Raw genomic sequence first — 23085 nt, 5'->3', positions numbered from 1 at the left:
CCCCCCCCCCCCCCCCCCCCCCCCCCCCCCCCCCCCCCCCCCCCCCCCCCCCCCCCCCCCCCCCCCCCCCCCCCCCCCCCCCCCCCCCCCCCGCCGCCGTGTCTCAGCCCTTCCAGGCCCGCGCCACCCGGCCGTCCTTCACCTCGAAGTTCAGCCGGCCCACGCGGTACTCCATGGTGATGATCGTCCCCGGCGCCAGCGCCCGCACCGTCGGCCAGCCGCGTTCGCGCGCGAGGCGCTCGGCCCGGTCTGCGGCGAGACCGACATAGGCGTCCGGACTGTCGTGGGGTTCCGCGGGGGGTGTCGGAATGGGTGCCATACGGCCACGCTATGCCCTGGTCCGTGAGCGGGGAAGCCCGAACCGGGAACAGCCGACACGGTCCCCCGACGGTCACACTTCTGTCACAGGACCACGACAGACGTACACGAGGGTGACCGTCACCCGGATGGACGATTCGATCCCTCTTCCGCAGGTATTCGAACGTAATAACCGCGTGTCACACCATCGTCGCCATAAACCCCGGCGGAAAGTGCCGGAGGAAGTACTCCCGGGACCCCAGTCCCTTTCTCCGCAGTACGCCCCACGGAAGTCTGCGCCCACAGAAAATACCCGCCTTCCTCACAAGACCCGCCACACCCCGCGTCAGAGGGCGCGGGGCGTGCGGGGAGGGCATCATGACGTGGGCCCGGGGTACATGTGGCGCGGGCTTCGGCGGGCCCGGCGCGCGATGAGCGAAGGGGCGAGCGATGGGGACGCAGACCGTTCAGGCGACGGAGCGGCCGACACGCCGGCAGCGGCGTGGGCGGGTGGTGATCGACTGGCTGACCACCACCGACCACAAGAAGATCGGGCACCTCTATCTGATCACGTCGTTCGTGTTCTTCCTGATCGCCGGGGTGATGGCGCTGCTGATGCGTGCCGAGCTGGCCCGCCCCGGACTGCAGATCGTCGACAGCCAGCAGTTCAACCAGTTGTTCACGATGCACGGCACGATCATGCTGCTCCTGTTCGCGACGCCCAGCTTCGCGGGGTTCGCCAACGAGCTGATGCCGCTGCAGATCGGCGCGCCCGACGTGGCCTTCCCCCGGCTCAACATGTTCTCGTACTGGCTGTTCCTCTTGGGCGGTCTGATCGTGCTCGGGTCGCTGGTGGTGACCGGAGGGCCTGCCGCCTACGGCTGGTTCGCCTACGCTCCGCTGAACAGCATGGAGTACTCCCCCGGCCTCGGCCCCGATCTGTGGATCATGGGACTGGTCCTGTCCGGGTTCGGCACGATCCTCGGCGCGGTGAACTTCATCGCGACCATCATCGGGATGCGCGCCCCCGGTATGACGATGTTCCGGATGCCGCTGTTCACCTGGAACACGCTGTTCACGTCGATCCTCATCCTGCTGGCGTTCCCGGTGCTCGCAGCGGCGCTGCTGGTGCTGGAGGCGGACCGGAGGTTCGGTTCACAGGTCTTCGAGGCCGCGCACGGCGGGGCGATCCTGTGGCAGCACCTGTTCTGGTTCTTCGGTCATCCCGAGGTCTACATCATCGCGCTGCCGTTCTTCGGCATCGTCACGGAGATCATCCCGGTCTTCAGCCGCAAGCCGCTGTTCGGCTATCTGACGCTGGTCGGCGCCACCATGGCCATCACCGGTCTGTCGGCCGTGGTGTGGGCGCACCACATGTTCGCCACCGGCGCGGTACTGCTGCCGTTCTTCTCGTTCATGAGTTTCCTGATCGCGGTGCCGACGGGGGTGAAGTTCTTCAACTGGACCGGCACCATGATCAAGGGCTCGCTGTCCTTCGAGACGCCGATGCTGTGGGCGACCGGGTTCCTTGTGTCGTTCCTGTTCGGTGGACTGACCGGGGTACTGCTGGCGTCACCGCCGCTGGACTTCCACGTCACGGATTCGTACTTCGTCGTCGCGCACTTCCACTACGTGGTCTTCGGCACCGTCGTCTTCGCCACCTTCGCCGGTTTCTACTTCTGGTGGCCCAAGTTCACCGGGAAGATGCTCGACGAACGGCTCGGCAAGATCCATTTCTGGACGCTGTTCATCGGCTTCCACACCACGTTCCTGGTGCAGCACTGGCTGGGCGCCGAGGGCATGCCGCGCCGCTACTCCGACTACCTGGCGGCGGACGGCTTCACCGCGCTCAACACCGTCTCGACCATCGGCTCCTTCCTGCTCGGACTGTCCACGCTGCCGTTCCTCCACAACGTCTGGAAGACGGCCCAGTACGGTGAGAAGGTCGAGGTGGACGACCCCTGGGGTTACGGGCGCTCCCTGGAGTGGGCGACGTCGTGTCCGCCGCCGCGGCACAACTTCAACACGCTGCCCCGGATCCGTTCGGAGTCGCCGGCGTTCGATCTGCACCATCCCGAGTACGCGGCCGTGACGTCCCAGCCCGAGCCAACGAGCGAGCAAGCCGGTCATGAGCCGCCCTGACCTCGTCGATCAGTTCGACCGGTTCCAGCACCTCGAACTCGAAGCCCAGCAGCATCACATGCACCACCATGACCTCCAGGCTCGCGGCTCCGGTCCGCAGCAGACAGCTCTCCGGGCCCTCCGCCTCGAGCGTCCCCGTGGTGGGCGAGATCCGTTCGGCGGCCTCCTCCAGGGGCACGAGCAGCCGGATCACGGCGTGCGCGGCGTACACGCGGGTGGAGACGCCCCGGGAGACATAGGCGGCGAGGTCGTCGGCGGGCGGCTCCCGCGGGACGAACCGCGGCCCGTGCGGGGGCCGGGGAGTGATGCGGTCCGCGCGGAAGGTGCGCCAGTCCTCGCGGTCGAGATCCCAGGCGACCAGGTACCAGCGGCGTTCGGAGCACACCAGGCGGTGCGGTTCGACGGTCCGCCGGCTCGGTGTGCCGTCATGGCCCCGGTACTCGAAGCGCAGCCGCTCGGCGTCCCGGCAGAGGTTGGCCAGTCCGGTCAGCACGGCGGGGTCCACGGCGTCGGCGCGGGGTGCGCGCAGCATCGGCACGGTGAAGGCGTTCAGGGCCCCCACCCGGCGGCGCAGCCGGCTCGGCAGCACCTGCTCCAGCTTGGCGAGGGCCCGTACGGAGGTCTCACCGATGCCCTCGACCCCCTGCCCGGCCGCGGTGCGCAGCCCGACGGCGACGGCGACGGCCTCCTCGTCGTCCAGCAGCAACGGCGGCAGTTCGGCGCCTGCGCCCAGCCGATAGCCGCCGCCGGTACCGGGGCTGGCGTTGACGGGGTAGCCGAGCTCACGCAGCCGGTCCACGTCCCGGCGCAGCGTACGGGCACTGACCCCCAGCCGTCCGGCCAGATCGGCGCCGGACCACTCGCGATGGGCCTGGAGCAGCGACAGCAGACGCAGCAGACGTGCCGAGGTCTCCACCATGGGGGTGAGTCTGCCAGCCCTTGCGGCCAGCCTCCGTCCGCGAGGACCTGTGGAGCGGTCGGCCAGGGCCGTGAGCGGACGGCACCGGGCGGTGCGCGGCGGGCGTGTGGTGGGCGGCGCACGCCGGCCCCTTCCCGGCCCCCGGTCGTCGGCGCGCCGCCGTCGCGACGCGCAGGTACGCACGGCCGGCACCGGATCCACGCCACGCAGTCGACACCGGACAGCGACTGCCGCAGCCCCGCACGGTCGCCCCGGCCTCGTGGGAGGGGCACCGGTGGCGTTCGCCGGAGAGGCGGGTCGTGGCAGGCCGGTTGCCGCCCACCGTGAGTACCGTCGGCTTTCGGCCACCCGCTTCATTCCCTGTTCTCCGGATTTGTCGACCAGGGCGCCGGGCGCCCTGTGACACACCTCGCCCTCTCAACGCCCCGGCACTGCGGGGCACTTGATGGCGAGTGGCGGATTGCACAGCTGGCGCGTCCATGTGCGCTGGATGGTTCGATTCCGTTCGCCCTGGAGCGTGACTCCCGCCACAGATCACCCGTTGTCTTCTTCATGAGCCGGGGACCCACCCGGACCACGGGCCGGGAGCCACCCGGTCTCGCCACGCACCGCATCCCGAGGGAGCCACCCGTGCCGCGCATGCTCGACGTCAGCGACGAGGTACGCGCCGAGATCGGCGACGAAGAAGCAGCCCGCCTGCTCGCCGGAGAGTCCGCCCCGGGCAGTTACGACTGCACCTCCTGCCGTACCCCGGGCGACCCCGAGCAGGAGCGCACCAGCACCGTACTGTTCATCGGGGACGAGACCGCCGTGCTCGCCTTCGCCCACGCCACCTGCTTGCCCTCACAGGTCGTCCAGGTCACCGAGGAACAGCTCCAGGGCGCCGTGCGGGCCATCGGCGAGCCCGCCCCGGAGCCGGAGGCCGCGAAGGCCACTCCCGAACAGGCCGTGCTGGGAGTGACCAGCGGACTGGCCCTGATCTCAGGGGAGCTGCACCCGGCCCTGGTCGTCGAGCCCACCGCGCCGGTCGCCCGGCCCGGTGCGCTCGGTACCGGCGACGACTTCCTGCCGCTGCTCATCGAGCAGGGCTTCATGCCGCTGACCGAGCTGTCGGCCGTACCCCCGGTGCTGCACGGCTGGTCGGTACTGCTCGCCGCGGGCCAGTTGCACGCCGTGCTCCAGCCGAACCCGAACGGCGGCCGCCCGGTGGCCTGGTGGCAGGCGCATCAGCCGCTCCAGGTCACCGACGGCTGGCGGGCGGCCGCCAACAAGCACCAGCAGGTACTGCTGTTCGCGGCCCCGGTCGGCTCGATCGGCCGTCAGCCGCGGGAGGACCTGCTGCGCGACGCGCTGGACAAGGCGGCGGCGAACGGCAAGCTGGTCGCCGCCGCGCTGCCGCTCGCCGGCATCTGACCGCCCACCGGAGCACCGCCGGAGCACCGCCACACCCGGCGAAAGCCCCAAAAGGGCCGCATCCCTTGTGAGGCAGGGTCGTTTGGACATACGTGCACGCATATGACGTTCCCCGCCGCCAGTCCCTCGCCTCGGTCCCCGTGCCCGTGCGCCCGGCGCAGGACTCCCGGAGCGGCCAATCGGCCACCCCGATCTACGACGCCCTCTACACCGAGTACGTCAAGTCCTTCCGTTCACTGCCGGGCGACCGCAGCGGCGAGGAGGAGCTGGGCTTCACCGCCTTCGGGAACATCCCGCACAGGAGTACGGGTGCGTACGGCGGCCACAGCTCCGGCTCGTTCGGCGCCTCCCTGGTGAGCGGTGCCTACGGCGCCGGATCGGGCGGCGCTCCTCCGGACGACGGCGAGCAGCCGCAGTGGCAGCGGGTCGGCACGGTCGGCCGTAACGCCTCAGGGATGCACCATGTGCCGGCCGGGCTGCCGTCGGCCCCGCGCAGAGGCGCCTGACCGGAGAGGCGCCTGACCGGAGAGCGGTGAAGGGGCGGTCCCGGTGGGACCGCCCCTTCACCGTGCCGCTCGCCCGCTACTTCTTCCTGCCGCGCTTCTCGCGCACCCGCACGGAGATGTGGATCGGGGTTCCCTCGAAGCCGAACTCCTCGCGCAGCCGGCGCTCGATGAAGCGCCGGTATCCGGCCTCGATGAAGCCGGAGGCGAACAGCACGAACCGCGGCGGCTTGGTGCCCGCCTGGGTGCCGAACAGGATCCGCGGCTGCTTGCCGCCCCGGACCGGGTGCGGGTGGGCGGCGACCAGTTCGCCCAGGAAGGCGTTCAGCCTGCCCGTCGGGACCCGGGTCTCCCAGCCCTCCAGGGCCGCCTCGATGGCCGGGACCAGCTTTTCCATGTGCCGTCCGGTGCGCGCCGAGACGTTCACCCGCGGCGCCCACGCGACCTGGCCGAGCTCGGTCTCGATCTCCCGCTCCAGGTAGTAGCGGCGCTCCTCGTCGAGGGTGTCCCACTTGTTGTACGCGAGGACGAGCGCCCGGCCCGCTTCCACGGCCATGGTGACGATGCGCTGGTCCTGCACCGAGATGGACTCGGAACCGTCGATCAGGACGACGGCCACCTCGGCCTTCTCGACGGCGGCCGCGGTGCGCAGCGAGGCGTAGTAGTCGGCACCCTGCTGGAGGTGGACGCGCTTGCGGATGCCCGCCGTGTCGACGAACTTCCAGGTCTTGCCGCCCAGTTCGATCATCTCGTCGACCGGGTCACGGGTGGTGCCGGCAACCTCGTTGACGACGACCCGCTCCTCGCCCGCGACCTTGTTCAGCAGCGAGGACTTGCCGACGTTCGGCCGGCCGATCAGGGCGACGCGGCGAGGGCCGCCGACCGCGGTGCCGAAGGTCTGCGCCGGAGCCTCGGGCAGGGCCTCCAGGACCTGGTCCAGCATGTCGCCGGTGCCGCGGCCGTGCAGGGCGGAGACCGGGTGCGGCTCACCGAGGCCCAGGGCCCACAGATAGGACGCGTCGGCCTCGCCGCTCGGTCCGTCCACCTTGTTGGCGCAGAGCACGACCGGCTTGCCGGCCTTGCGCAGCAGCCGGACGACGGCCTCGTCGGTGTCGGTGGCGCCGACCTTGGCGTCCACCACGAAGACGACCGCGTCGGCCGCCTCGATGGCGTACTCCGCCTGGGCGGCCACGGAGGCGTCGATACCGAGGACGTCCTGCTCCCAGCCGCCGGTGTCGACGACCTTGAAACGGCGGCCCGCCCACTCGGCCTCGTAGGTGACACGGTCTCGGGTGACGCCCGGCTTGTCCTCGACGACCGCCTCACGGCGGCCGATGATGCGGTTCACCAGGGTCGACTTGCCGACGTTGGGCCGGCCGACGACGGCGAGCACGGGCAGCGGACCGTGGCCCGCGGCCTCGATGGCACCCTCGACGTCCTCGGGGTCGAAGCCCTCCTCCGCGGCGAGCTCCATGAACTCCGCGAACTCGGCATCGCCCAGCGACCCGTGGTCGTGCTCGTGCGCACCCCCGTACGCGTCCGAGCCGTCGGGCTGGATGTGGTCGTTCATGAAGTCGGTACCTCGTCGTTCATCGTGGTGATCGGTGGAACCCGTACACAACGGTGATCCACTACTCGAGTGTGGCAGGGCCTGCCCCGGGTTTCCGGGTGGAAGAGGCAGACCCTAGCGCCCGGTGAGGCGCCTGGCGTTTTCCAGATGGGTGGTGAGCTGCTTCTGGATGCGCCCGGTCGCCTCGTCCAGCGCCTTGCGCGTACGTCGCCCGCTGCCGTCGCCCGCCTCGAAGGGGTCGCCGAAGACGACGTCGACGCGGGAGCGCAGCGGGGGCAACGCCTTTATCAACCGTCCGGGACGGTCGGAACTTCCCAGGACGGCGACGGGCACGATCGGCGCGCCGCCGCGTACGGCGAAGTACGCGAGCCCCGCGCGGATCGCGGCGAAGTCGCCCTCGCCGCGGGTGCCCTCGGGAAAGATGCCGAGGACGCCGCCCTGCTCCAGCACGCCGAGCGCCCGGGAGATCGCGGTGCGGTCGGTGCTGTGCCGGTCGACCTTGAGCTGGCCGATGCCGGTCAGGAACGGGTCGAGCGGGCCGACGAACGCCTCCTTCTTGATCAGGAAGTGCGTCGGCCGGGGCGCCACGCCCATGACCATGGGGCCGTCGACGTTGTGCGAGTGGTTCACGGCGAAGATCAGCGGACCGGTCGCGGGCACCCGCCAGGCGCCCAGCACACGGGGCTTGAACAGCCCGTACATCAGGCCGACGCCGATGCGCCGCCCGACCTCGGCGCCCCGCGCCGATGGGACGTCGGTCACTTCCCCGCCCGCTTCTCCTCGACGAGGGTGACGACACACTCGATGACCTGCTGGAGGGTCAGCTCGGTGGTGTCCACCTCGACCGCGTCACCGGCCTTGGCCAGCGGGGAGGTCTTGCGGCCGCTGTCGGCCGCGTCACGCTTGATCAGGGCCTCGCGGGTGGTGTGCAGGTCGGCGCCCTTGAGCTCACCGCTGCGGCGGGCGGCACGCGCCTCCGCGGAGGCGGTGAGGAAGATCTTCAGGTCGGCGTCGGGCAGCACGGTGGTGCCGATGTCGCGGCCCTCGACGACGATGCCGGTGACGGCCGCGGAGGCGATCGTGCGCTGCAGCTCGGTGATCCGGGCGCGCACCTCGGGGACCGCGCTGACCGCGCTGACCTTGGAGGTGACGTCCTGCTCACGGATCGGGCCGGCCACGTCGACGCCGTCGACGGTGATGGTCGGGCTCTTGGCGTCGGTACCGGAGACGATCTCCGGCTTGCCGGCGACGGCCGCGATCGCGGACGGGTCATGTATGTCGACACCCTTGTCCACCATCCACCAGGTGATCGCCCGGTACTGGGCGCCGGTGTCCAGGTAGCTCAGGCCGAGCTGCGCCGCCACGGCCTTCGACGTGCTCGACTTGCCCGTGCCGGAGGGACCGTCGATGGCGACAATCACGGGCTTGGCGGCGCCGTTTTCCACGGAGGAACACCTTCCTGGTGCGGTGGAGTGGGGTGTGCGGGGCGCGGACACGCCCCGCACCAGATTACCGGCCCCCCGGCACCCTTCCGACAAGCGGACGATCCGGCCCTTCGGGGGAGGGGCCCGGGTCGTCACCGCAGGGCCCCGGGTGCTCACTGACGGATCGCCCAGCCCCGTTCGCGCAGCCCCGCGGTGAGGACGGGCGCCGCCTTGGGCTCCACCATGAGCTGCACCAGACCGGCCTGCTGCCCGGTGGCGTGCTCGATGCGGACGTCCTCGATGTTGACCCCCGCGCGGCCGGCGTCGGCGAAGATGCTGGCCAGCTGGCCGGGCTGGTCGTCGATGAGCACCGCCACGGTCTCGTAGACGCGCGGCGCGGAACCGTGCTTGCCGGGGACGCGGACCCGCCCGGCGTTGCCGCGGCGCAGCACGTCCTCGATGCCGGTGCCGCCCTCGCGGCGCTTGTCCTCGTCGGAGGACTGCAGCGCGCGCAGGGCCCGCACGGTCTCCTCCAGGTCACCGGCGACGTCCCTGAGCAGGTCGGCGACCGGCCCCGGGTTGGCCGACAGGATGTCGATCCACATCCGGGGGTCGGAGGCGGCGATCCGGGTCACGTCCCGGATTCCCTGCCCGCACAGCCGCACGGCGGCCTCCTCGGCGTGCTCCAGGCGCGCGGCGACCATGCTGGAGACCAGGTGCGGCATGTGGGAGACGAGGGCCACGGCCCGGTCGTGGGCGTCGGCGTCCATGACGACGGGTACGGCGCCGCAGTGCGAGACCAGTTCCAGGGCGAGGTTCAGCACCTCGGTGTCGGTGTCCCGGGTCGGGGTGAGCACCCAGGGACGGCCCTCGAAGAGGTCACCGGTGGCGGCCAGCGGGCCGGACTTCTCCCGCCCGGACATGGGATGGGTGCCGATGTAGGACGCCAGGTCCAGCCCGCGCGCCTCGAGCTCTCGGCGCGGTCCGCCCTTGACGCTGGCCACGTCGATGTAGCCGTGTGCCGCGCCGCGCCGCATGGCGCCGGCGAGCACGTCGGCCACATGGGCGGGCGGGGCGGCGATGATCGCCAGGTCCACCGGTCCGTCGGGTGCCTCGTCCGTGCCGGCGCCGAGCGCGGCTGCGGTACGGGCCTGCTCCGGGTCGTGGTCGGCGAGGTGGACGACGACGCCCCGCCGGGTCAGGGCGAGCGCGGCGGACGTGCCGATGAGTCCGGTGCCGATGACGAGTGCTGTTCTCACTGGGCGATGTCCTTGCGCAAGGCGGCCGCGGCACCGAGGTACACGTGCACGATGTCGGCGCGGGGCCTGTCGGACTCGATGTGTGCGAGGACCCGGACCACGCGGGGCATGGCGCCCTCGATGTCGAGCTCCTGGGCGCAGATCAGGGGGACGTCGACGATGCCGAGGCTGCGGGCGGCGGCGGCCGGGAAGTCGCAGTGCAGGTCGGGCGTGGCCGTGAACCAGATGCTGATCAGGTCGTCGGTGTGCAGGCCGTTGCGCTCCAGGACGGCGGTGAGAAGCCCACCGACCTGCTCCTCCATGTGACCGGACTCGTCCCGCACCAACTGGACGGCCCCCCGGACCGCGCGTACCGCCACGACGATGCTCCTTGCTGACGTGCCTGTCTGCTGTTCGGTCATCCAGCGTAGTCAGGCCCGCACGGGAGCGGTGCCGGGCGCTCGCGAGCTGAGACGGGACGACATGCGCGATGGGCGGCATTCGCCATGGATCGCGGCACCTGTGGTGATGTGATTGCCAGGACGCCGGACACCGCCGGCCTTCCCCTTCTTCTCTTCGGAGTGACGACATGACCCCTCACGCGACGCGCCGCACGGTCCTGCTGGCGACAGGCACGGCGGCCCTCACCGTTGGCTGTGGCGACGGCGACAACCCCTCGCCGGACACGGCCGGACAGGAACTGACCTCGGCCTCCGACGTCCCGGTGGGCGGGGGGACGGTCTTCAAGGTCGAGAAGATCGTGGTCACCCAGCCCGAGGAAGGTGACTTCAAGGCCTTCTCGGCGATCTGCACCCACCAGAACTGCCTGGTGGCCGATGTCGCGGACGGCACCATCAACTGCTCCTGTCACGGCAGCCGGTTCAGGATCACCGACGGCTCGGTGGAGCGGGGCCCGGCGACCAGGCCGCTGCCCGGGGAGCGGATCGCGGTCGAGGGTCATTCGATCCGCCTGGCGTGAACCGCCGCGTACGCTCCCCTGGCATGCGCCCCGAGACCCTGGTCAGCGACCACACGATCTACGCCTGTGTCATGGGCTCCCGTGCCTTCGGTCTGGCCACGGAGGACAGCGACACCGACCGCCGGGGGGTCTTCCTCGCCCCGACCCCCCTGTTCTGGCGCTTCGAGAAGCCGCCGACACATGTCGAGGGGCCGGCCGAGGAACAGTTCAGCTGGGAGCTGGAACGCTTCTGCCAGCTGGCCCTGCGCGCCAATCCCAACATCCTGGAGTGCCTGCACTCCCCGCTGGTGGAGTACACCGACGGCACCGGCCGCGAACTGCTCTCCCTGCGCGGGGCGTTCCTCTCCCGCAGGGTCCACGAGACGTTCACCCGATACGCCCACGGCCAGCACCACAAGCTGGACGCCGACGTCCGCACCCACGGTGCGCCCCGCTGGAAGCACGCCATGCACCTGCTCCGCCTCCTGACCAGCGCCCGCGACCTGCTGCGCACGGGCGCGCTCACGATCGACGTGGGCGAGGAGCGCGAGCCGCTGCTCGCCGTGAAACGTGGCGAGGTGCCCTGGCCGGAGGTGGAGTCCTGGATGACCCGGCTGGCGGAGGAGGGCGCGGAGGCCGCCCGGCGCAGCCCGCTGCCCGAGGAACCGGACCGGCGCCGGGTCGAGGACTTCCTCGTCCGCACCCGCCGCGCCTCAGCCCTCCAGGCGGGTCCGCACGACGAGGTCGTGCAGGGCGTCGCGGGCCGTGGGGGCGTCGGGGAGAGCTGACACCGCCCGCGCCTCGTCCAGGACCCCGTGCAGCCGCTCCACGTCGGCCCGCACGCGTGCGCGGTCCACGGGGGCGTCCCCGTGCTCGCGCTCGGCCTTGGCGGCGATCAGGTCCGGCAGATACTCCGGGGCGGCGTCGATCTCCCCGGTGAGCGTGGGCAGATGGGGCTGGATCCCCCCGGAGCGCATCAGATGGATTCCGGTGAGCAGCACCCGGAAGGTGTAGAGCAGCGGCTTGAGTTCGCCGGTCTCCTCGAACAGCCGCCACTGGGTCCGCGCGAAACCCCGGTAGTGGTGGGCGTGGTGGCCGGTGAGGACACCCGGGGCGAGGGCCGCCAGTTCCCGGTGGGTGTCGGTGGTGTGCACGACCAGCGGGGACAGCAGTTGCTCCAGCACGTAGCCGTTGCGCCGCAGCATCAGGCGTACGAACTTGCGCAGGTCGTGTGTGACGAGGTCCATCTCGACGCCGTCCCTGACCCACATCCGGGACCGGGTCTCGTCCGGCTCGCGCAGCCCGACGAGATCGGCGGCCGGCAGCAGGTGCACGCCCCGCAGGTCCACGTCGGAGTCGCGGGACGGGAAGCCGTAGAGGTGCGCGCCGGAGACGGTGGCGAACAGCACGGGGTCGGGCTGTTCGGCGATCACCGGGCGCAGGTCGAGGTCCAGGGCGTCGATCATCGGTCAAGCGTCCCAGAGCGTCCCCAGCGCCAGCAGGTCGTCCCGGTACTCGATACGGTCCGCCCACTCGGCCGGCCAGGCGTCCGCGCCCAGGTGGGCGCCGGCGAAGGCGCCCGTGAGGCAGGCGATGGAATCGGAGTCGCCCGCGGTGCAGGCGGCACGGCGCAGGGCGGTGAGGGGTTCGTCGACGAAGAGGAGGAAGCAGAGCAGGCCGGTCGCCAGGGCCTCCTCCGCGATCCATCCCTGCCCCGTGGCCAGGCAGGGGTCGGTCTCCGGGGAGACGGTGCGTACGGCTTCCTGGAGGCGCCCGAGGATCTCCAGGCACTCGTCCCAGCCGCGGGCGATGAAGTGCTCCGGACCGGGGTCCTGGGCGCGGGTCCACAGGTCGCCGAGCCAGAACTCGTGGTAGCGGGTGCGGTTGTCGTAGGCGTAGGAGCGCAGCAGTCCGATCAGGCCGGTCGGCTCGGCGCCCTCGGCGAGCAGCCGTACGGCGTGCGCGGTGAGGTCGGAGGCGGCCAGGGCGGTGGGGTGCCCGTGAGTGAGGGCCGACTGCAACTGGGCGGCGCCGGCGCGCTGTTCCTCGGTCAGACCGGGGGCCAGACCTATGGGGGCGACGCGCATGTTGGCGCCGCATCCCTTGGAGCCGATCTGGCTGGCGTCCTGCCAGCGTCGTTCCTCCCTGGACAGCAAGTGGCAGGCCTTGAGGCAGGTGTTGCCCGGGGCGCGGTTGTTCTCGGGCGACCGCCACCACTCCACGAACTCCTCGCGCACCGGCCGCTCCAGCCGCTTGGGGGTGAGCAGTCCCCGGTCCATGGCCGTGCGCAGCCCGCGCCCGAGCGCGAGGGTCATCTGCGTGTCGTCGGTGACGATCGCCGGCCTGGGCAGGTCCATCCCCCGCCAGGGGCCGAACTTGGCGAGGATCGACGGGACGTCGTTGAACTCGGTGGGGAAGCCCAGCGCGTCCCCGAGGGCGAGTCCGGTGAGCGCGCCCGTGGCGGCGCGCTTGGTGACGGTGGTCGTGGTCATGCGGGGCGTCCTTCCGGAGTCGGCCGGAGCAGCGGCGGGTGGAGGGTGTCGGCGGTGCCCGCGCGGTACAGCGCGGCGGGTTTGCCCCGGCCGCCGGTGAGACGCGCGGCGCCCGGGACGGCTTCGACGAAACCGGGGGTGGCGAGCACCTTGCGCCGGAAGTTGGGCCGGTCCAGGGTGCTGCCCCACACGGCCTCGTAGACCTGCCGCAGCTCCCCGAGGGTGAATTCCGGCGGGCAGAAGGCGGTGGCGAGGCAGGTGTACTCGAGCTTGGCGCCGACGCGTTCCCGCGCGTCGGCCAGGATCCGGTCGTGGTCGAAGGCGAGCCCTCGCGCGCGGTCGTACGGCGTCCACCGGGCCTGTGCCGCGTCGCTGCCGCCACGTGCCTCGGGGGCGTCCGGCAGGAGCGCGGTGAAGGCGACGGACACGACCCGCATCCGGGGGTCGCGATCGGGTTCGCTGTAGGTCCGCAACTGCTCCAGACGCAGCCCGGAGACGTCCGTCAGCCCGGTCTCCTCGCCCAGTTCGCGCCGCGCGGCGCTCTCCGCGGACTCGTCCGGCCGGACGAAGCCTCCCGGCAGCGCCCACCGCCCCGTGTACGGCTCCTGGCCACGCTCGACGAGCAGAACGTGCAGCGCGCCCGCACGGAGGGTGAACACGGCGAGGTCGGTGGTGACGGCGAAGGGCTCGAAGGCGTACTTGTCGTACCCGTCCATGACCCGCACCCCCTTAATAGTCATGACGACTATAAAGGGGGTGCGAGGGACGCACAAGCCTTTAGAGCTCGACCTCCTGCATCAGCATCCCGACCTCGGTGTTCGACAACCGCCGCAGCCAGCCCGACTTCTGGTCGCCCAGGGTGATCGGGCCGAAGCCGGTGCGCACCAGCTTGTCGACCGGGAACCCGGCCTCCGCGAGCATGCGCCGCACGATGTGCTTGCGGCCCTCGTGCAGCGTGACCTCGACGAGGTAGTTCTTGCCGGTCTGTTCCACCACCCGGAAGTGGTCCGCGCGCGCGTAGCCGTCCTCGAGCTGGATGCCGTCCTTCAGGCGCTTGCCCAGGTCGCGCGGGATCGGGCCGACGATGTGCGCGAGGTAGGTCTTCTTCACGCCGTACCGGGGGTGGGTCAGCCGGTGCGCCAGCTCACCGTGGTTGGTGAGCAGGATGACGCCCTCGGTCTCCGTGTCCAGCCGACCGACGTGGAAGAGACGGGTCTCGCGGTTGGTGACGTAGTCACCGAGACACTGCCGGCCCTCCGGGTCCTCCATGGTGGACACGACACCGGCGGGCTTGTTCAGCGAGAAGAACTGGTACGACTGCGTGGCGACGGTCAGGCCGTCGACCTTGACCTCGTCCTTCTCCGGGTCGACCCGGCGGCCCTGCTCGAGCACGATCTCGCCGTTGATCTCGACCCGCGCCTGCTCGATCAGCTCCTCGCAGGCACGCCGTGAGCCGTAGCCGGCGCGCGCGAGCACCTTCTGCAGCCGCTCGCCCTCCTGCTCGGCACCGGGGAAGGTCTTCGGGAGCTTCACGTCCTTCTTTCCCGCGTACCGCTCCCGGTTGCGCTCCTCGGCCCGTGCCTCGTACTCGCGCGACGTGGCCGGGACCGAGCGCCCCCGCTGCAGGGGCCTCTTCGGCCCGCCCTTGGCGCCTCCGCGGGCCGCGGGCCCGCGGCCCGACTTGGGGCCCTCCTGGGTGGCGCCGGGGCCCACGTCGTAGCGCCGCTCCTCCGGGCGCGGCTTCTTCGGACGACCGCCCTGCCGGTCGTCGCGGTCGTTGCCGGCACCGCGGTGACTGCCGCGGCCACCGCCGCTCCCGCCGCGGCCGCCGCTGTTGCCACCACGGCTCCCGCCGTTGTTTCCGCTGCTGTTCCTGCCGCTGCTGCTTCGCATCAAAGTTCCGTCTTGTCGTCTGCGTCCTCGGAATCCGGGGCGTCCGGATCGAACGACGGGACCCCTTCCAGTGTCTCGGCCTCGATCGCCTCCGCCTCGGGGAGGAAGGGCGCGAGTTCCGGGAGCTCGTCCAGACCGCGCAGGCCCATCCGCTCCAGGAAGTAGTTCGTCGTCGTGTACAGGATCGCACCTGTTTCGGGTTCCGTGCCCGCCTCCTCGATCAGACCGCGCTGGAGGAGGGTGCGCATCACGCCGTCACAGTTGACTCCGCGTACGGCGGAGACGCGGCCGCGGCTGACCGGCTGCCGGTAGGCGACGACCGCGAGGGTCTCCAGGGCGGCCTGGGTGAGCCGCGCGTGCTGGCCGTCCAGGACGAAGCGCTCGACGGCGGCGGCGTACTCGGGGCGGGTGTAGAAGCGCCAGCCGCCCGCGACGAGCCGCAGTTCGAAGCCGCGGCCCTGGACGGTGTACTCGTCGGCGAGCTCCCGCAGCGCGTCCGCGACCTGCCGCCTGGGCCGCTCCAGGATCTTCGCCAGGTGCTCCTCGGTCGCGGGCTCGTCCACGACCATCAGAACCGCCTCCAGAGCGGGCCTGAGATCGAGGTCCGCGACGGTGCGCAGCCCCGCGGAGGTCCCGGTCGTCTCCTCGCTCACGGCTTCCTCTCCTCCTGCGGCGGCTCGGGGGGCCGGTCGAACTCGTCGGTGACCGCCGGCTCCGCGTCCCCGTCCCCGCCGGTCCAGCGCACGGTCAGCTCACCGAGCGCGGTCTCCTGGTCGAGGGCGACGGCCTTCTCGCGGTACAGCTCCAGGAGGGCGAGGAAGCGTGCCACGACGGTCAGGGTGTCGTCCGTGTCCTCGATGAGCGCCCGGAAGCTCGCCTCGCCGAGGTCCCTGAGGCGTGCGACGACGATCCCGGCCTGTTCCTGCACGCTGACCAGGGGGGCGTGGATGTGGTCGACGTACACCTGCGGCCTGGGCCGGGGCTGCATCGCCTTGACGGCGAGCCGGGCGAAGCCCTCGAGGCCGATGCTGATGACGACCTCGGGCAGCAGCTCGGCGTGCTGGGGTTCCAGTCCGACGGTACGGGGATAGCGCCGGGCCTCCTCGTCGAGCCGCCGGTCGAAGATGTCGGCGATCTGTTTGTACGCGCGGTACTGCAGCAGCCGCGCGAACAGCAGGTCGCGAGCCTCCAGCAGGGCGAGGTCGGCCTCGTCCTCCACCTCGGCGGCGGGCAGCAGCCGGGCGGCCTTGAGGTCGAGGAGGGTGGCCGCGACGACCAGGAACTCGGTCGTCTCGTCCAGGTCCCAGTCCGACCCCATGGCCCGGATGTACGCCATGAACTCGTCGGTCACCCTGGACAGGGCGACCTCGGTGACATCCAGTTTGTGCTTCGCGATCAGTTGGAGCAGCAGATCGAACGGCCCTTCGAAGTTCGCCAGCCGAACCTTGAACCGCCCGTCGGGTGCCCCGTCCGCCGGGTCGGCCGTGGTGCTCGGCTCTCCGGGCGTCACGGGCCGGTCCTGCGGCTCAGCCACCGACGCGACCGGCGAGGAGGCCCCGGCGGCCGCCGCGTCGGCCGTGCCCCGATCACCGGGCCCGGCGGCCCTGTCCGGCGACGGGTCCTCCGACGGATCGGCGCCCGTCTCCCGCGCGGGCGGGGTCGTCGGCCCGGACGGCGAGGGGGCCGTTGCCGCGCCCCTGCCCAGGGCGCGGCGGCGGGGCGGCCGGTCGCCGGAGGCGGGTGCGTCGTTCGAGGTCATGGCCTCCGCAGGCTACCGCTACCGTCCCCGCAGACGTCGTACGAGGATGCTGGCGTCCCCGCGGCTCTCCAGATCGGCGAGGACCACGGCGACCGCCTCGCGGACGATCCGGCCGCGGTCGACGGCGAGTCCGTGCTCACCACGCAGGACGAGGCGCGCGTGCTCGAGGTCCATCAGTTCCTCGGCGGACACATACACGGTGATCTTCTCGTCGTGCCGCTCACGGCCGCTGGGCCGCCGCGCCGCCGCCCTCCCCCGCTTGCGCGGGGCCGCGTCCTCCTGCGCCGGCTGACGCCGTCCGGAGCCTGCCGCGTTACGGCTGCGGGACTCCCCGGCCTCGGCCGGATCCGCGTCCGCCGCGGCATGCTCCGCACCCTCGCCGCCCTGTGCGGGCACCGACTGCGGCGCGTCCTCCTGCGCGGCCGCCGCGTCGCCCTCCCCCGCGGGAGCGGGAACGCGTGCGTCGCCGGTGGGGCGCCGGGGGGTGGACGCCTGGAGCGCCATCCCCCCTGTCGTACGGAAGAGTTCGTCGGCCCCCGGCAGACTCACTCGGCGTGACACCGGGCGAGCACCTCCCTGGCGAGCTGGCGGTAGGCGGCGGCACCGACGGAGTTGGACGCGTACGTGGTGATCGGCTCACCGGCGACCGTGGTCTCCGGGAAGCGGACCGTGCGCCCGATGACCGTGTGGTAGACGTGATCGTCGAAGGCCTCGACCACCCGCGCGAGCACCTCACGGCTGTGCACCGTGCGCGAGTCGTACATGGTGGCGAGGATCCCGTCGAGCTCCAGGTCGGGGTTGAGCCGCTCCTGGACCTTCTCGATGGTCTCGGTGAGCAGCGCCACACCACGCAGCGCGAAGAACTCGCACTCCAGCGGCACGATCACCTTGTGCGCGGCGGTCAGCGCGTTGACCGTGAGCAGGCCGAGCGAGGGCTGGCAGTCGATCACGATGTAGTCGTAGTCGTCCATCAGCGGCTTCAGTGCCCGCTGCAGCGTGGACTCGCGCGCGACCTCGCTCACCAGCTGCACCTCGGCCGCCGACAGGTCGATGTTGCTGGGGAGCAGGTCCATGTTGGGGACCGCGGTCTTCAGCAGCACCTCGTCGGCCGCCATGCCCCGCTCCATGAGCAGGTTGTAGACGGTGAGGTCGAGTTCCATCGGGTTGACGCCGAGTCCGACCGACAGCGCGCCCTGCGGGTCGAAGTCGACGAGCAGCACCCGGCGTCCGTACTCCGCCAGCGCGGCACCCAGGTTGATGGTCGACGTGGTCTTGCCGACGCCGCCCTTCTGGTTGCACATCGCGATGATCTTCGCGGGTCCGTGATCGGTCAGCGGACCCGGGATCGGGAAGTACGGCAGCGGGCGCCCGGTCGGACCGACGCGCTCACGGCGCTGACGCGCCGCGTCGGGCGCGAGCGTGGCCGCGTACTCGGGATCGGGCTCGTACTCGGCGTCGGGGTCGTAGAAGTGCCCCTCGGGCAGTTCGTCGTAGTCGGCGAAATGGTTGTGGGGCGCGCCACTTCCGTCGCCGGCCATGGCGTTCACGTGATGGCCATCCATGCTCTGGGGTGCTGGTTGAGTCACCACCGAAGTCCGGCGACTCCGGTGGGCTGCGAAGGTGCGCACAGCTACGGAGCCGACAGCAGCGGATCCCGCGGGCCCCTGGTCCGGCGCAGGCATTCCTGGGTGACCACCCCCGGGAGTAAATGTCGACTCATTCACAAGTCGTCTTACCTCCTTGGTGACCAGGAAACTTCTAGACAGGTCAGCGTGGCACCATGCCGACGTTTGGCGACTCTATGGCGTGTCGGCCGTCCGCAGCAACACAATCCGCCGGACCCGACCCGATGTGTCGGCAATGAAACATCCCTCTGTCAAGGGCGTACGGCCGTCGCACCGCAGGTTTCACGGGTGTGCGAATCGGTAGAAGGGGTACGTTCGAGGCGAGTTGTGCAGGAATCAGGAAGTGACCATACACACATCCGGCGGGACCTCGCGGGCAAGGTCCGGCCGGGTGGGCGGCGTTGACGACCCAAGTTGACGTGTCGCCTTTGCGGGTCGGTGACTTGGTCGACTTACCGCCCTGGCGGCTCAGCCGAGCAGCGAGGCGAGTTCGACGGGCTCGAGGCCGTGCGCCTCGGCGACCTCCTTGTAAACGACCTTGCCGTCATGCGTGTTGAGCCCCTTGGCGAGCGCGGGGTCGTGGCGCAGCGCCTCCACCCAGCCGCGGTCGGCGAGTTCGACGATGTACGGCAGCGTGGCGTTGGTCAGCGCGTAGGTCGACGTGTTGGGCACCGCGCCGGGCATGTTGGCGACGCAGTAGAAGACCGACTCGTGGACCTTGAAGGTCGGCTCGGCGTGCGTGGTCGGGTGGGAGTCCTCGAAGCAGCCGCCCTGGTCGATCGCGATGTCGACAAGGACACTTCCTGCCTTCATCCGCGAGACCAGCTCGTTGGTGACGAGCTTGGGGGCCTTGGCGCCGGGGACCAGCACCGCGCCGATCACCAGGTCGGCCTCCAGGCAGGCCTTCTCCAGTTCGAAGGCGTTGGAGACGACGGTCTGGATCTTCGTGCCGAAGACCTTGTCGGCCTCCTTGAGCTTGTTGATGTCCTTGTCGAGCAGGGTCACGTGGAAACCCATGCCGATGGCGATCTGCGCGGCGTTCCAGCCGGAGACACCGCCGCCGACGACGACGGCCCGGCCGGCCAGCACGCCGGGGACGCCACCGGGGAGCACACCTCGGCCGCCGTGGGCGCGCATCAGGTGGTAGGCGCCGACCTGGGTGGACAGCCGGCCCGCGACCTCGGACATCGGAGCGAGCAGCGGCAGCGCGCGGCCGGGCAGCTCGACGGTCTCGTAGGCGATCGCGGTGGTGCCGGACTCCAGGAGGGCGTCCGTGCACTCCTTCGACGCGGCCAGGTGCAGGTAGGTGAAGAGGGTCTGGTCCTTGCGCAGGCGGTGGTACTCCTCCGCGACGGGCTCCTTGACCTTCAGCAGCAGATCGGCGGCGGCCCAGACCTCGTCGGCCGTGTCCAGGATCTGCCCGCCCGCGGAGATGTACTCGCCGTCCGGGATCGACGAGCCGACGCCGGCGCCGCGCTCGATGACGACCTGGTGACCATGGCGCACGAGCTCGTGCACGCCGGCGGGGGTGATGGCCACCCGGAACTCGTTGTTCTTGACTTCGCGGGGGATGCCGACCTTCACGTCGATCACGGTCCTTGACTCAGAGGATATGGGTGTATCACTACACATACCCGGGCACACACGGGCACACCGGGAGGGACCGCAGAAGACGGCGCGGCAGAGCCAGTTTAATGAAGGTGTTCCCGCTGTCCAGCCTTCCTTTGCATCAATCTTCAGCGGATGCGCTACGGATTTCGTAGGCGTTAGCTCCGTGTTCCGCCTCCGAGTCGTCCTCCGGGGTCTCCTCGGCCAGCGTCCGCTCGGCCGTGCCCCGGTGCAGCGCGGCGGCCGCGGTGTCGCCGAGGTGCTCGAAGGAGTCGGCGAGCCGCAGGTGCAGCGCGGCCTGCAGACGGGTGTCCTCGGCCCGGCGCGCCCACTCCACGGCCTCCTGACAGGTGCGCAGCGACTCGTCGAGCCGGCCCGCGTACTCCTGCACGCGGGCCACTTCGCTCAGGGCCCGGGCCTGAGCGGCCACGTCCCCGTTCTTCCGGTGCCCGGCGACCGCCGCACGCCAGTTGCGCAGGGCCTCGCCGTAGCGGCCCGCGTAGGTGTGGGCGGCGCCGATCCGGCCGTAGAGCCGGGCAGCCTCCGGGCGCTCGCCACGGGCCAGCCGTTCGGCCAGGGCCCGGCCGAACCAGTCCGCGGCCCGGTCGAAGTCCCCGAGCTCCAGATGCGCGCCGCCTACGGATTCCATCGCGCGGCCGGTCGCGTACGGGTCGTTCGCCTCGCGGCCGGCGTCCAGCGCGGCCCGGTAGCGCGCCAGGGCATCCGCCGTACGGCCGGTGTGGGCGTCCAGGTCGCCGAGGTTCAGCAGGGCCGCCGCCCGCTCCCGGGGCAGGCCGCGGCGCTCGGCGACATCGAGGACCAGAGCGTGGATGTCGTACAGGTCGCTCGCGGCGGCCCGGGTGCCGAAGTGGGCGGCCATGGCGCGCACCAGCTGGGACATCAGCCGCCTGGCGAGGGTGTCCAGCTCCCCGTCGGCGACCGCGAGCCGGGCGGCGGCCAGCAGGGCGGGCCGGCGCAGCCGCAGCCAGTCGGCGGCTGCCCGGGGGCTGGGAAAGCGCAGGGCGCGCGGCATGCCGAGGAGCTTCTCGCGTGCCTGCGGGCTGTCGGTCTCGGTGATCGCCCTGCACGACTGGAGCAGCCGAACGGTCCGCTCCAGCATGCGGGCGCGGGACAGCTGGAGCTCGCCGGGCTTCTCGTGCTCCGCCGCGAGGTCGTGCAGCACGGGGTGCAGGCAGCGGGGCACCCGGTACTGCGGCTGTACGGAGCCCACCGAGTGCAGCAGGCCGTGGGCGGCGAAGTCGTCCAGGGTGGTGCGCACGGCCTCCACCGAGCAGCCGGCGAGCGCGGCGGCGGTGTGCGGGTCGACCAGGCCCGACGGGGCGAGGCTGAGCAGGCGCAGTGTCCGGGCGGCGGTCGCCGGCAGCGAGTCGTGCACCAGCCGGACCACCCGGCCGACGGCGGTGCCCCCATCGGTGTCCGTGTGCAGTTGCCTGGCGAGGTCGGCGACGGCGGCCTTGGGCCGGGCGGCCAGCCAGCCGCCGGCCAGTACCAGGGCGGCCGGCTGGCCCTGGCACTGCTCGGCGAGCCGCTCGGCGGCCCGGGGATCGACCGTGATGCGGACCGATCCGGTCAGCCGGGACAGCAGTTCCACCCCGGACTTGGTGTCGAGGCCGCCGAGGGTGCAGGGGCGGACGTCGGCGATGCCGGTCAGCGGGCCGGAGGAGACGGTGACGGCCAGGCAGTCCGGGTTGTCCGGGAGCAGCGCGTCGACCTGCTCGGCATCGGCCGCGTCGTCCAGCAGCAGCAGCGCCCTGCGGTCGGACAGGGCGGTGCGCAGCGCCTCGGTGAGATCGTCCTCGGGGGCTCCGGCCGGGGCGGGCGCCTCCAGCGAGTCGAGCAGCTCACGCGCTGCGCGCCCGACCGGCACGCGTGTGCCGTCGGGTTCGCCCAGGCGGGTGCGCAGCACCCCGTCGGGGTAGCGGTCGGCGACCTGGCGTACCAGTTCCTCGGCGAGGGCCGTCCGGCCGGAGCCGGGCCGGCCCGCGATGAGCAACACGCGGGCGCGGGGCGCCTTGCGGCCGGAGAGCGTGTCCAGTCCCGCGCGCTCGATGTCAGCACGCAGCTCCTTCAACTCCCTGGTGCGGCCCAGGAATCGACCTTCCGGGGCAGCGTCCCGAGGGAGCCGTACACCGTCCGGGTCCACCGCCTGATCCGTCACGGGCCACACTCCCGTCCCACCGCACGCGCAAGCCCGCCGGGTCTTCCGGATCGGGCGTTTTTCAGAGCCTAGTTCACGCTCTGCGACGTTCCGTGAGGAGCGCGGCGCCGGGGCAGGACTCCCCCCGATCGGATCAACAGATCGTCAGACCGAGGGCTCGGCCGCGTCGGCGAAAAGGGGCGCGGGGCCATACCGATATGCGGCTCCGCCGCGTGGGCGCGACCGGCCGCGACGGAGCCGCGGACGCCCAGGCCGCCCATCATGGGCCCTGCGCCGGCGTCACCTCTCGAACGGCCGCGCCGGCCAGGGTGCCTGCGCCGGGCGCAGCGCGTCCAGACCGTCACCGGTCCGTGCGGCGACGAGCGAAAGGACACCCACCACCAGGCAGTTGTTGTGCAGTTCCCCGGCCAGCACCCCGCGCACCAGTTCCTCGACGGGTACCCGGGCCAGCTCCATGTCGGCCTCCTCGTCCTCGACCTCGAAGCGGTCGCCCCCGGCCTCGGACAGCCCTCGCGCGAGGAAGATCCGTACGGCCTCGTCACAGCCGCCGGGCGTGGTGTAGACGTCGGTCAGCAGCCGCCAGTCCTCCGCCTTGACGTGCGCCTCCTCGTACAGCTCGCGCTGGGCGGCGTGCAGCGGATTCTCGCCGGCGACGTCGAGCAGACCGGCCGGAATCTCCCACAGCTTCTGGCGCACCGGGTGCCGGTACTGGCGCAGCACCAGGACCCGGTCCGCGTCGTCGAGGGCGAGGACGGCCACAGACCCGGGGTGGACCTGGTAGTCGCGGCGGACCACGGTGCCCCCGGGCATGACCACGTCGTCCGTGCGGACGGAGGTCTTGGCGCCCACGAACGGGGACCGGGTCCCGCGGATCTCCCACTCCTCCGGGGTGTCCTTGATCGTCATGCCTGTCCTTCCCGACGTACGGCTCTGGTGCGCGTGCCCCGCGTGAAAAAAGCGGCCGGGGGGGGGGGGGGGGGGGGGGGGGGGGGGGGGGGGGGGGGGGGGAAAGGGGGGGGGGGGGGGGGGGGGGGGGGGGGGGGGGGGGGGGGGGGGGGGGGGGGA

The 23085-nt window shown here is 71.7% G+C and carries 22 protein-coding genes and 1 pseudogene; 5 read left to right on the top strand and 18 right to left on the bottom strand.

What is annotated here, in order from left to right:
* Positions 1-103: 103 nt before the first annotated feature.
* Complete coding sequence (locus ACZ5C2_RS36845) at positions 104-319, bottom strand: I78 family peptidase inhibitor (protein ID WP_468801076.1); 216 nt, start codon at positions 317-319, stop codon at positions 104-106.
* A gap of 428 nt (positions 320-747) precedes the next feature.
* Between ACZ5C2_RS36845 and ctaD the strand changes: the two are divergent.
* A pseudogene (ctaD, locus tag ACZ5C2_RS36840) lies at positions 748-2433 on the top strand (aa3-type cytochrome oxidase subunit I); the annotation flags it as partial.
* Here the strand turns inward: ctaD and ACZ5C2_RS36835 are convergent.
* On the bottom strand, positions 2318-3358 hold the full coding sequence (locus ACZ5C2_RS36835) for a helix-turn-helix transcriptional regulator (RefSeq protein WP_468801075.1): 1041 nt from the start codon (positions 3356-3358) through the stop codon (positions 2318-2320). The pseudogene ctaD and the gene ACZ5C2_RS36835 overlap by 116 nt on opposite strands.
* A gap of 630 nt (positions 3359-3988) precedes the next feature.
* Here ACZ5C2_RS36835 and ACZ5C2_RS36830 point away from each other — a divergent pair.
* A complete protein-coding gene (locus ACZ5C2_RS36830) occupies positions 3989-4771 on the top strand; it encodes a hypothetical protein (protein WP_468801073.1) in 783 nt (260 codons plus the stop codon).
* Between the two features lie 92 nt (positions 4772-4863).
* A complete protein-coding gene (locus tag ACZ5C2_RS36825; RefSeq protein WP_468801071.1) occupies positions 4864-5277 on the top strand; it encodes a hypothetical protein in 414 nt (137 codons plus the stop codon).
* Positions 5278-5353: 76 nt separating this feature from the next.
* Here the strand turns inward: ACZ5C2_RS36825 and der are convergent, their stop codons facing one another.
* The 5 genes from der to aroH all read right to left on the bottom strand — a co-directional run bounded on the left by der (position 5354) and on the right by aroH (position 9886).
* A complete protein-coding gene (gene der / locus ACZ5C2_RS36820; protein WP_468801069.1) occupies positions 5354-6844 on the bottom strand; it encodes a ribosome biogenesis GTPase Der in 1491 nt (496 codons plus the stop codon).
* 114 nt (positions 6845-6958) lie between these two features.
* The gene (locus ACZ5C2_RS36815; RefSeq protein WP_468801067.1) at positions 6959-7606 is read right to left on the bottom strand and encodes a lysophospholipid acyltransferase family protein; all 648 of its coding nucleotides are present in this window, start codon (positions 7604-7606) and stop codon (positions 6959-6961) included.
* Positions 7603-8289 carry a (d)CMP kinase gene (gene cmk / locus ACZ5C2_RS36810; protein WP_468801066.1) on the bottom strand — a complete coding sequence of 229 codons (687 nt, stop codon included), beginning with the start codon at positions 8287-8289 and terminating at the stop codon, positions 7603-7605. The genes ACZ5C2_RS36815 and cmk overlap by 4 nt, the downstream gene beginning before the upstream one ends.
* A gap of 152 nt (positions 8290-8441) precedes the next feature.
* Positions 8442-9527, bottom strand: a complete 1086-nt coding sequence (locus ACZ5C2_RS36805) for a prephenate dehydrogenase (RefSeq protein ID WP_468801064.1) — start codon at positions 9525-9527, stop codon at positions 8442-8444.
* The gene (gene aroH, locus ACZ5C2_RS36800; protein ID WP_468801062.1) at positions 9524-9886 is read right to left on the bottom strand and encodes a chorismate mutase; all 363 of its coding nucleotides are present in this window, start codon (positions 9884-9886) and stop codon (positions 9524-9526) included. Before aroH ends, ACZ5C2_RS36805 begins: the two co-directional genes overlap by 4 nt.
* Positions 9887-10095: 209 nt before the next feature.
* On the opposite strand from aroH, the gene ACZ5C2_RS36795 reads away from it, so the two are divergent.
* Both ACZ5C2_RS36795 and ACZ5C2_RS36790 read left to right on the top strand, forming a co-directional pair.
* Positions 10096-10485: a Rieske (2Fe-2S) protein gene (locus ACZ5C2_RS36795; protein WP_468801061.1), complete on the top strand. Its 390-nt coding sequence runs from the start codon at positions 10096-10098 to the stop codon at positions 10483-10485.
* A gap of 23 nt (positions 10486-10508) precedes the next feature.
* The gene (locus ACZ5C2_RS36790) at positions 10509-11252 is read left to right on the top strand and encodes a nucleotidyltransferase domain-containing protein (RefSeq protein WP_468801059.1); all 744 of its coding nucleotides are present in this window, start codon (positions 10509-10511) and stop codon (positions 11250-11252) included.
* On the opposite strand, the gene ACZ5C2_RS36785 is transcribed toward ACZ5C2_RS36790, so the two are convergent.
* The 11 genes from ACZ5C2_RS36785 to ACZ5C2_RS36735 all read right to left on the bottom strand — a co-directional run bounded on the left by ACZ5C2_RS36785 (position 11178) and on the right by ACZ5C2_RS36735 (position 22926).
* On the bottom strand, positions 11178-11930 hold the full coding sequence (locus tag ACZ5C2_RS36785; protein ID WP_468801057.1) for a nucleotidyltransferase domain-containing protein: 753 nt from the start codon (positions 11928-11930) through the stop codon (positions 11178-11180). The genes ACZ5C2_RS36790 and ACZ5C2_RS36785 overlap by 75 nt on opposite strands.
* Positions 11931-11933: 3 nt before the next feature.
* Positions 11934-12956, bottom strand: a complete 1023-nt coding sequence (locus ACZ5C2_RS36780) for an ADP-ribosylglycohydrolase family protein (protein WP_468801056.1) — start codon at positions 12954-12956, stop codon at positions 11934-11936.
* Positions 12953-13696 (bottom strand): NUDIX hydrolase, encoded by a 744-nt coding sequence (locus ACZ5C2_RS36775; protein WP_468801054.1) that lies wholly within the window; start codon positions 13694-13696, stop codon positions 12953-12955. Before ACZ5C2_RS36775 ends, ACZ5C2_RS36780 begins: the two co-directional genes overlap by 4 nt.
* Positions 13697-13733: 37 nt before the next feature.
* A complete protein-coding gene (locus ACZ5C2_RS36770; protein ID WP_468801052.1) occupies positions 13734-14849 on the bottom strand; it encodes a pseudouridine synthase in 1116 nt (371 codons plus the stop codon).
* Entirely contained in the window at positions 14849-15502 is a 654-nt protein-coding gene (scpB, locus tag ACZ5C2_RS36765; RefSeq protein WP_468801050.1) for an SMC-Scp complex subunit ScpB, read from the bottom strand. Before scpB ends, ACZ5C2_RS36770 begins: the two co-directional genes overlap by 1 nt.
* Complete coding sequence (locus tag ACZ5C2_RS36760) at positions 15499-16608, bottom strand: segregation and condensation protein A (protein WP_468801049.1); 1110 nt, start codon at positions 16606-16608, stop codon at positions 15499-15501. Before ACZ5C2_RS36760 ends, scpB begins: the two co-directional genes overlap by 4 nt.
* A gap of 18 nt (positions 16609-16626) precedes the next feature.
* Positions 16627-17169: a hypothetical protein gene (locus ACZ5C2_RS36755; RefSeq protein ID WP_468801047.1), complete on the bottom strand. Its 543-nt coding sequence runs from the start codon at positions 17167-17169 to the stop codon at positions 16627-16629.
* Positions 17154-18290 (bottom strand): ParA family protein, encoded by a 1137-nt coding sequence (locus ACZ5C2_RS36750; RefSeq protein WP_468801046.1) that lies wholly within the window; start codon positions 18288-18290, stop codon positions 17154-17156. Before ACZ5C2_RS36750 ends, ACZ5C2_RS36755 begins: the two co-directional genes overlap by 16 nt.
* Before the next feature lie 411 nt (positions 18291-18701).
* Positions 18702-19826 carry an alanine dehydrogenase gene (ald, locus tag ACZ5C2_RS36745; protein ID WP_468801044.1) on the bottom strand — a complete coding sequence of 375 codons (1125 nt, stop codon included), beginning with the start codon at positions 19824-19826 and terminating at the stop codon, positions 18702-18704.
* Positions 19827-19962: 136 nt separating this feature from the next.
* On the bottom strand, positions 19963-22020 hold the full coding sequence (locus ACZ5C2_RS36740; protein ID WP_468801042.1) for a tetratricopeptide repeat protein: 2058 nt from the start codon (positions 22018-22020) through the stop codon (positions 19963-19965).
* Positions 22021-22299: 279 nt separating this feature from the next.
* The gene (locus ACZ5C2_RS36735) at positions 22300-22926 is read right to left on the bottom strand and encodes an NUDIX domain-containing protein (RefSeq protein WP_468801040.1); all 627 of its coding nucleotides are present in this window, start codon (positions 22924-22926) and stop codon (positions 22300-22302) included.
* Positions 22927-23085 lie beyond the last annotated feature (159 nt).

The sequence above is a fragment of the Streptomyces sp. NPDC031365 genome, assembly GCF_055569765.1.
Note: the sequence above shows the minus strand (reverse complement) of the source record. Positions and strands in the feature narration are given on the sequence as shown.

Coding starts and splice junctions, on each gene's coding strand:
- der (WP_468801069.1), bottom strand. CDS start 6,844: ATGAACGACCACATCCAGCCCGACGGCTCGGACGCGTACGGGGGTGCG.
- ACZ5C2_RS36760 (WP_468801049.1), bottom strand. CDS start 16,608: ATGACCTCGAACGACGCACCCGCCTCCGGCGACCGGCCGCCCCGCCGC.
- ACZ5C2_RS36780 (WP_468801056.1), bottom strand. CDS start 12,956: ATGACCACGACCACCGTCACCAAGCGCGCCGCCACGGGCGCGCTCACC.
- ACZ5C2_RS36790 (WP_468801059.1), top strand. CDS start 10,509: ATGCGCCCCGAGACCCTGGTCAGCGACCACACGATCTACGCCTGTGTC.
- ACZ5C2_RS36770 (WP_468801052.1), bottom strand. CDS start 14,849: ATGCGAAGCAGCAGCGGCAGGAACAGCAGCGGAAACAACGGCGGGAGC.
- ACZ5C2_RS36735 (WP_468801040.1), bottom strand. CDS start 22,926: ATGACGATCAAGGACACCCCGGAGGAGTGGGAGATCCGCGGGACCCGG.
- ACZ5C2_RS36845 (WP_468801076.1), bottom strand. CDS start 319: ATGGCACCCATTCCGACACCCCCCGCGGAACCCCACGACAGTCCGGAC.
- ACZ5C2_RS36835 (WP_468801075.1), bottom strand. CDS start 3,358: ATGGTGGAGACCTCGGCACGTCTGCTGCGTCTGCTGTCGCTGCTCCAG.
- ACZ5C2_RS36795 (WP_468801061.1), top strand. CDS start 10,096: ATGACCCCTCACGCGACGCGCCGCACGGTCCTGCTGGCGACAGGCACG.
- ACZ5C2_RS36775 (WP_468801054.1), bottom strand. CDS start 13,696: ATGACTATTAAGGGGGTGCGGGTCATGGACGGGTACGACAAGTACGCC.
- ACZ5C2_RS36750 (WP_468801046.1), bottom strand. CDS start 18,290: ATGCCTGCGCCGGACCAGGGGCCCGCGGGATCCGCTGCTGTCGGCTCC.
- ACZ5C2_RS36785 (WP_468801057.1), bottom strand. CDS start 11,930: ATGATCGACGCCCTGGACCTCGACCTGCGCCCGGTGATCGCCGAACAG.